The organism is Sphingosinicella sp. (genome assembly GCF_052388015.1).
Classification (GTDB): domain Bacteria; phylum Pseudomonadota; class Alphaproteobacteria; order Sphingomonadales; family Sphingomonadaceae; genus Allosphingosinicella.
The window spans coordinates 1-6,369 of the sequence record NZ_JBQTIN010000174.1 but is presented as its reverse complement, the minus strand read 5'-3'; the positions used below and the strand labels follow the sequence as shown (position 1 = coordinate 6,369).

Sequence of the window (6,369 nt, the reverse complement as noted above, 5' to 3'; positions counted from 1 at the left end):
GTCGACGGTGACGCCGGCCAGCGAGACGAGCAGGGTGGCGGGCGTCGTCACCAGCTCGCCATGGATCGCGATCCGGCCTTCCGCGATCATCCGCTCGACTTCGCGGCGCGAGGCGATGCCGGCGCGGGCGAGCAATTTGGCGATTCTCTGGCCTTCGCGCTCTGGCGCCATATTCCCAAGTCCATCCGAAACGATTTCGCGCCCAACGCGCTTGTCGCGGCGGCACCGGCTCCCAATCTGGCCGTTACGGATACGACCGAAGGAGGGGCGGCCCCTAACATGCTCTTTGCGAAGCGCGAAAGACTGATCCGGCGGATTCTGATCGTCGAGGACGAGGCGCTGGTCGCGTTCGACAACGAGCATGGCCTGACCGAGGCCGGCTATGAAGTGGTGGCGACGGTCGATTCCTATGCCGACGCGGCGGCGGTGATCGCGCGGGCGCCGCTCGATCTGGTGCTGACCAACATCGCGCTGAACGGCGAGGGGGACGGGCATGACGTGGCGCGGGCGGCGCGGGCGAGAGGCGTGCCGGTGCTGTTCGTCACCGCGCGCTGCAGCGAGGAGGGCCGCTCGCTCGGTCTCGCCTGTCTCGCCAAGCCTTATTCGATGGCGGTGCTGGAGCGGGCACTGGGGGCGGTCGACCTCGCATTGCAGGGTCGGCCGCCCAGGCGCTTGCCGCGCGGGCTGACGATGTTCGAGACGGCCTAGGACAAAGCGGATTCCACCTGGTCGTGGAAGTTGCGGATGCCGGTTTCCAGCGTGCCAAGGGTCAGCGTCTGGAGCGAACCGGAGGCGAGGCCGCTCTGGCCCAATGCGGCGGCGCGATAATCCTCGCCGCCGAACACGCCCTCGTCGAGCAGGGTCCAGCTCTTCTCCCAATGGTCGATCTCTTCCGGCGTCCGCGGTGCCTGCGGGATGAGCATGAAATCCTCGACCAGGGTGCGGCCGACATCCTGCGGCATCAGCACCATCAGGTTCACATAGTCCGGGCTCATGATGATGATCGTCGCCGGGAAGAGCTGGTAGGCGAAGGTGATCACGGCGCGCAGCTCGGCCCAGTGGGCATGGTCGATCTCGGCGAGATATTCGTTGCGGCCGACGGCCGAGCGCTGGTGAATGCCGATCGTGTCGGCGACGCTGATCCCGTCGGTGAAGAAGCGGGCAATGGTCTGCGCGTGGAGGCGCTGGACATGATAGCCTTCGAGGAAGGCGTCCATGATCAGCTTCCAGTTCGACGCGACGTCATGGACGCGGCGGCGGAACAGGTGATGGCCGGCGAGATCGAAGGCCTCGAATTCGGGGGCGAGGCCGATCGCGTCGGCGAAGTCGGTGGGCGCGCGCGCGAACCAGATCAGGCCGCCTGACTCGACGTTCGGCAATTCGAGGAGATGATGATCGGCCTTGTCCATGCCGGGGAAGGTGTCGGGCCGGGGCAGCGCGGCGAGCGCGCCGTCGGGCGTGTAGGTCCAGGCATGATAGGGGCAGACGATGCGCGGGCATTTGGCGACCTCGCCGCCCTCGATCAGCCGGGTGCCGCGATGGCGGCAGACATTCCAGAAGATGTGGGCGACGCCCTGCTTGTCCCGGGTCAGCAGCAGCGGGATGCCGAAGCCGTCATGGGCGACCGCCATGTTGTTCTCGGGCAGCAGCGCGGAGGGCGCGATCACCATCGGCAGCTTGTCGAACAACTTCGCCTTCTCGGCGGCGAAGCGGGTCGGGTCGGTATAGACGCTGGCCGCGACGGAGGTGACGGCCTTGCCCGTCGTCGGCACGCCGGACGCGAGCTTGCGCGCGAGCGCGAGCTGGCCTTCGGTGGGCCGCCGGCGGATCGGCATGTCCATGGCCGGAATTGTGCGCCGCGCGCACGCGCAAGGCAAGTTTCCGCCTTTCCGTAGGGGCTAGGCGGGCGGCATCGACTCGTTACAAGTGCGGCATGAGCGACACGACCAAAGCGGCTCCGACGAGCTGGCGCGACAGCATCCTGCCTTATGCGAAGAAGGGGCCGCTGACCGCCTTCTTCGTCGGCATTTCGTCGGGCCTCCCGTTCACCTTGCTTGCCGCGACGCTCACCCAGCGATTGTCGGAAGGGGGGATCGAGCGGCGGACGATCTCCGCCTTTGCGCTCGTCCTGCTCATCTACAGCATCAAATGGGCCTGGGCGCCGATCGTCGACCGCATCCGGCTGCCTTTCTCCGACAGCTTCGGCCAGCGCCGGACCTGGCTGGTGCTGTGCGCCGCCGCGGTCATCGCGGCGATCGTCCTGCTCGCCCGCGCCGACCCGGCCGATGGCGCGCAGAAGGTGCTGCTGGCGGCGCTCATCCTGGGCTTCGCCGGCGCCACCTACGACATCGTCATCGACGCCTACCGGATCGAAACGCTCGAGCCCGAGGAGCTGGGGACCGGTTCGGGCATGTCGCAATATGGCTGGCGGATCGGCGCGTTCCTTGCCGGCACGGTCGCGCTGGCCGGGGCGGCCAGTGTGGACTGGACGTTCGGCTATATCGCCTGCGCGCCGCTGGCGCTGTCGGCGGTGATCGTCTCGCTCTGGGCCGGCGAGCCCAAGCGTCACAAGATGCGCGAATGGCCGCAGCGGGGGAGCGCGGGAAGCTATCGCCGCTTCCTGCTCGCGATCCCGCTCATTCTCGCCGCGGCGTTCGGCCTCGACCAATTGCTCGGCTCCACGATCCTGTTCCGGATATCGCTCTTCGGGCTGATCTATCCGATCGCCGACATGACCATCCGTCGCGCCCACGATGCGGGATGGAGCGGCCATCTCGCCTGGCTGCTGCTCGCGCCGCCGATCGCGGCGGCCGTCGGCAATCTGACGCTGTTCTGGATCGCGCTGGCGCTGGTCGGCGCGCTGGTCGCCGCTCTTGCCGTGAAGGCCGGCGATTCGGGCGCCAACCGGTTCGGCGACGCGCCCGACGCGCTCGTCCGCAAGGACGTCGTCGGGCCGATGGTCGAGTTCTTCCGCCGCCGGGGCGCGTGGCTCGTCTTCATCTTCGTGCTGGTCCACAAGATCGGCGACACGATGGCGAACCTGATGGTCCGCGACCTGTTCGTCACCTCCGGCTTCTCGCGCGAGGAGATTTTGTTCGCGGACGTCTGGGTCGGCTTCGCCTGCCTGATGATCGGCATCTTCGTCGGTGGCATCATCTATGCGCGCTGGGGAATGAAGCGCGCGGTGCTGGTCAGCCTGCTGCTGATGGGCGTTTCCAACTTCAGCTTCGCGATCCTGGCCGAGCTGGGCCGCTCGGTGCCGATGATGGCGTTCACCATGGGCTTCGAGAATTTCGCCAGCGGCATCGGCGGCGTCGCGGTGGTCGCCTTCCTGTCGGCGGTGTGCAGCCTGCGCTTCACCGCGACCCAGTTCGCGATGCTCTCCGCGGCGGCGGCGATCCTCGGCCGGTTCCTGACCGGCGCGACCGCCGGGGCGCTGATCAATGCCATGGGCTATCCCAACTTCTATTTGCTCACCACGGCGCTGGCCTTGCCCGGGATCCTGCTTTTCTGGTGGATGATGCGCTCGGGCCTTGTCGACGCGGCCCTGGGCTCCGCTGGAACGCAGCATGAGAGCGAGGTCCGGGCGGAGGATCAGGCCGGCACCTGATCGTTCGCGCGCAGGACCTCGCCCGCCAGATAAAGCGAGCCCATGATGAGGACGAAGGGTAGCGGGCTCTCGCGCTCGGCGGCGATCGCGGCGAGCGCTGTCGCCACGTCGTCGGCCCGTTCCGCCTGAAGCCCCGCCCGGCGGGCGACGGCGGCGAGCTCGGCCGGACCGTGATGATCGTGTTCGGGGACAGGGACGGCGTGAAGGGTGGCGCCCGAGCCTTCGAACGGGGCGAGGATTCCAGCGGCGTCCTTGTTCGAGAGCAGGCCGCAGACGATGTGCAGCGGCTTGCCGCGCGCGGCCTTCACGACGAAGCGGGCGACCTCGCGGGCGGCGCTCGGATTGTGGGCGCCGTCGAGCCACAGCTCGGCGTCGGGTGGCAGCCGGTCGCGCAGCGGGCCGGGGGCGAGGCGCTGGAGGCGGGCCGGCCAGTCGGTCCAGGCCATCGCCGCGCCCAGCGCGGTGGCGGGAATCGCGAGCCTGTCCTGATGGCGCAGCATCGCGACGGCGAGCGCGGCGTTCACGGCCTGATGGCGACCCGGCAGGCGGGGGAGGGGCAAATCGAGCGCGCCTTTGGCGTCGCGATAATGAAGCCGACCACCGCGCCGCGTCGCGTCCCAGTCGCCGCCGCGCGGGAGCCAGCGCGCGCCTGCCTGCGCCGCCGCTTCACCCACCGTTTCGGCAAGGCGGCGGGGGTAGGCAAGAGTGACAAGCGACACGCCGCGCTTGGCGATGCCGGCTTTCTCGGCCGCGATCTGCTCGATCCGGTCGCCGAGGAAGGCGTGGTGATCGTGGCCCAACGCGGCGATGCCGCAAACGAGCGGCGATTCGATCACGTTGGTCGCGTCGAGCCGGCCACCGAGCCCGACCTCCACGATGCAGGCGTCGGCGGGCGCGCGGGCGAAGGCGAGGAAGGCGGCGGCGGTTGTCGCCTCGAAGAAGCTGATCTCCATGCCGTCCGCGGCGTCGAGCGTCTCGGCGAGCAAGGCGGCGAGCAGGTCGTCCACGATCAGCGCGCCGGCGAGGCGAATGCGCTCGTTGAAGCGGACGAGGTGGGGACTGGTGTAGACATGTGCCTTCAGGCCGGCGGCCTCGATCGCGGCGCGGAGGAAAGCGCAGGTCGAGCCCTTGCCGTTGGTGCCGGCGACGTGGAGCACGGCCGGCAGCGCGCGGTGCGGATCGCCGAGCCTCGCGAGCAAGGCGGTGATCCGCTCGAGGCCGAGAATGTCGCGGCCGGGCGAGAGCGCGGCGAGCCGGTCGAGCTGGGCCCGGACGGCGGGATGATCGGAAGTCGCGCGGTCGGCCATCTATCCTCCCTGCGCCGCAGGCGTGGGGAGGGGGACCAGCCGCAGGCTGGTGGAGGGGCCGACCGCAGCATCGCCCCTCCACCATGCTTCGCATGGTCCCCCTCCCCACCGCTTCGCGGCAGGGAGGACGGGAATCACGCCGCCTGCCTCGCGGGGCTCAGATAGTCGAGCAGCAGCGCCAGCTGGCCGCGTAGATCCTTCCGGTGGACGACCATGTCGACCATGCCGTGCTCGCGCAGATATTCGGCGCGCTGGAAGCCGGGCGGGAGCTTCTCACGGATCGTCGACTCGATCACCCGCTGGCCGGCGAAACCGATCAGCGCGCAGGGCTCGGCGATATGGATGTCGCCGAGCATCGCATAAGAAGCGGTGACGCCGCCGGTCGTCGGATCGGCGAGCATGACGATGTAGGGCAGGCCGGCTTCCCTCAATTCGGCGATCGCAACGGTCGCCTTCGGCATCTGCATCAGCGACAATATGCCTTCCTGCATCCGCGCGCCGCCGGCGGCGGTGATGACGACATAAGGCGCCTTGTCCGTAATCGCGGCGCGGGCGCCGGCGACGAAGGCGGCGCCGACCGCCATCCCCATCGAACCGCCCATGAAAGCGAAATCCTGGACGCCCATCACCAGCTTGCGCCCCTCGACGCTGCCGCGGGCGTTGATGAAGGCATCGCTCTCGCCGGTCGCCGCGCGGGCCGCCCTCAGCCGATCGACGTAGCGTTTCGAATCGCGGAACTTGAGCGGGTCTTCCCTGACCTGCGGCGGCGGCAGGATGGTGAAGCCGGGATCGAGCAGCATCGCGAAGCGCTGCTTCGGCCCGATGCGGCCATGATGGTCGCAGCGCGGGCAGACGAACAGGTTCTCCTCATATTCCTTGAGGAACACCATCGCCTCGCATTCCGGGCATTTGTGCCACAGCGTCTCCGTCGTCTCTCTTTTGGGGAGGAAGGGGACCATGTTGCGGACGCGGTTCAGCCAGCTCATCGGATTTCCTTAGGGGCGGCGGCGCGGATAGGCCGGTCGGCGCGCGCCTACAAGGTCGCCTCGATCGCCCGGGCGGCCTTGTCGGGATCGTCGGCCAAAGTGATCGGCCGGCCGACGACGAGGATCGAGGCGCCGTTGTCGAGCGCCTCGCGCGGGGTGGTGACGCGCTTCTGGTCGCCAGTCTCCGCGGTGGCGGGGCGGACGCCGGGGACGACGAAGAAGCCTTCCGGCCACAGCGCCTTCGCCACCGCGACCTCGGCGCCCGAGCAGACGACACCGTCCAGCCCCGCCTTGCGCGCGAGGACGGTCAGCCGCGTGACATGATCGTGCGCGTCGCCATTGATGCCGGTCGCCGCGAGGTCGGCCTCGTCGAGGCTGGTCAGCATCGTCACCGCGACCACCTTCGTGCCCTTGGGCGCGGCGGCCTTGGCGTCCTCGAGCATCGCCCGGCCGCCGCCCGCATGAA

At 69.0% G+C, this 6,369-nt stretch carries 7 protein-coding genes; 2 read left to right on the top strand and 5 right to left on the bottom strand.

Annotation, left to right across the window (positions count from 1 at the left end; genetic code table 11):
* The coding region (locus ACT4N3_RS13875; RefSeq protein ID WP_444855815.1) for a S4 domain-containing protein at nt 1–171 on the bottom strand (171 nt) is incomplete at its 3' end.
* A gap of 108 nt (nt 172–279) precedes the next feature.
* Between ACT4N3_RS13875 and ACT4N3_RS13870 the strand changes: the two genes are divergently transcribed.
* The gene (locus ACT4N3_RS13870; protein ID WP_444855814.1) at nt 280–708 is read left to right on the top strand and encodes a response regulator; all 429 of its coding nucleotides are present in this window, start codon (nt 280–282) and stop codon (nt 706–708) included.
* Here ACT4N3_RS13870 and ACT4N3_RS13865 read toward each other — a convergent pair.
* Entirely contained in the window at nt 705–1,841 is a 1,137-nt protein-coding gene (locus tag ACT4N3_RS13865) for an aromatic ring-hydroxylating oxygenase subunit alpha (protein WP_444855813.1), read from the bottom strand. The two genes, ACT4N3_RS13870 and ACT4N3_RS13865, sit on opposite strands and share 4 nt — an antisense overlap.
* A gap of 92 nt (nt 1,842–1,933) precedes the next feature.
* Here ACT4N3_RS13865 and ACT4N3_RS13860 point away from each other — a divergent pair, with 92 nt between their 5' ends.
* Nucleotides 1,934–3,610, top strand: coding sequence for an AmpG family muropeptide MFS transporter (locus ACT4N3_RS13860; RefSeq protein WP_444855812.1), 1,677 nt, complete (start codon nt 1,934–1,936; stop codon nt 3,608–3,610).
* Here ACT4N3_RS13860 and ACT4N3_RS13855 read toward each other — a convergent pair.
* The 3 genes from ACT4N3_RS13855 to ACT4N3_RS13845 all read right to left on the bottom strand — a co-directional run.
* The gene (locus ACT4N3_RS13855) at nt 3,595–4,917 is read right to left on the bottom strand and encodes a bifunctional folylpolyglutamate synthase/dihydrofolate synthase (protein WP_444855811.1); all 1,323 of its coding nucleotides are present in this window, start codon (nt 4,915–4,917) and stop codon (nt 3,595–3,597) included. The two genes, ACT4N3_RS13860 and ACT4N3_RS13855, sit on opposite strands and share 16 nt — an antisense overlap.
* Before the next feature lie 134 nt (nt 4,918–5,051).
* Nucleotides 5,052–5,903 (bottom strand): acetyl-CoA carboxylase, carboxyltransferase subunit beta, encoded by an 852-nt coding sequence (gene accD / locus ACT4N3_RS13850; RefSeq protein WP_444855810.1) that lies wholly within the window; start codon nt 5,901–5,903, stop codon nt 5,052–5,054.
* A 47-nt stretch (nt 5,904–5,950) separates the two neighbouring features.
* Nucleotides 5,951–6,369 (bottom strand): orotidine 5'-phosphate decarboxylase / HUMPS family protein (locus ACT4N3_RS13845; RefSeq protein WP_444855809.1); only part of this gene is annotated, 419 nt, incomplete at its 5' end.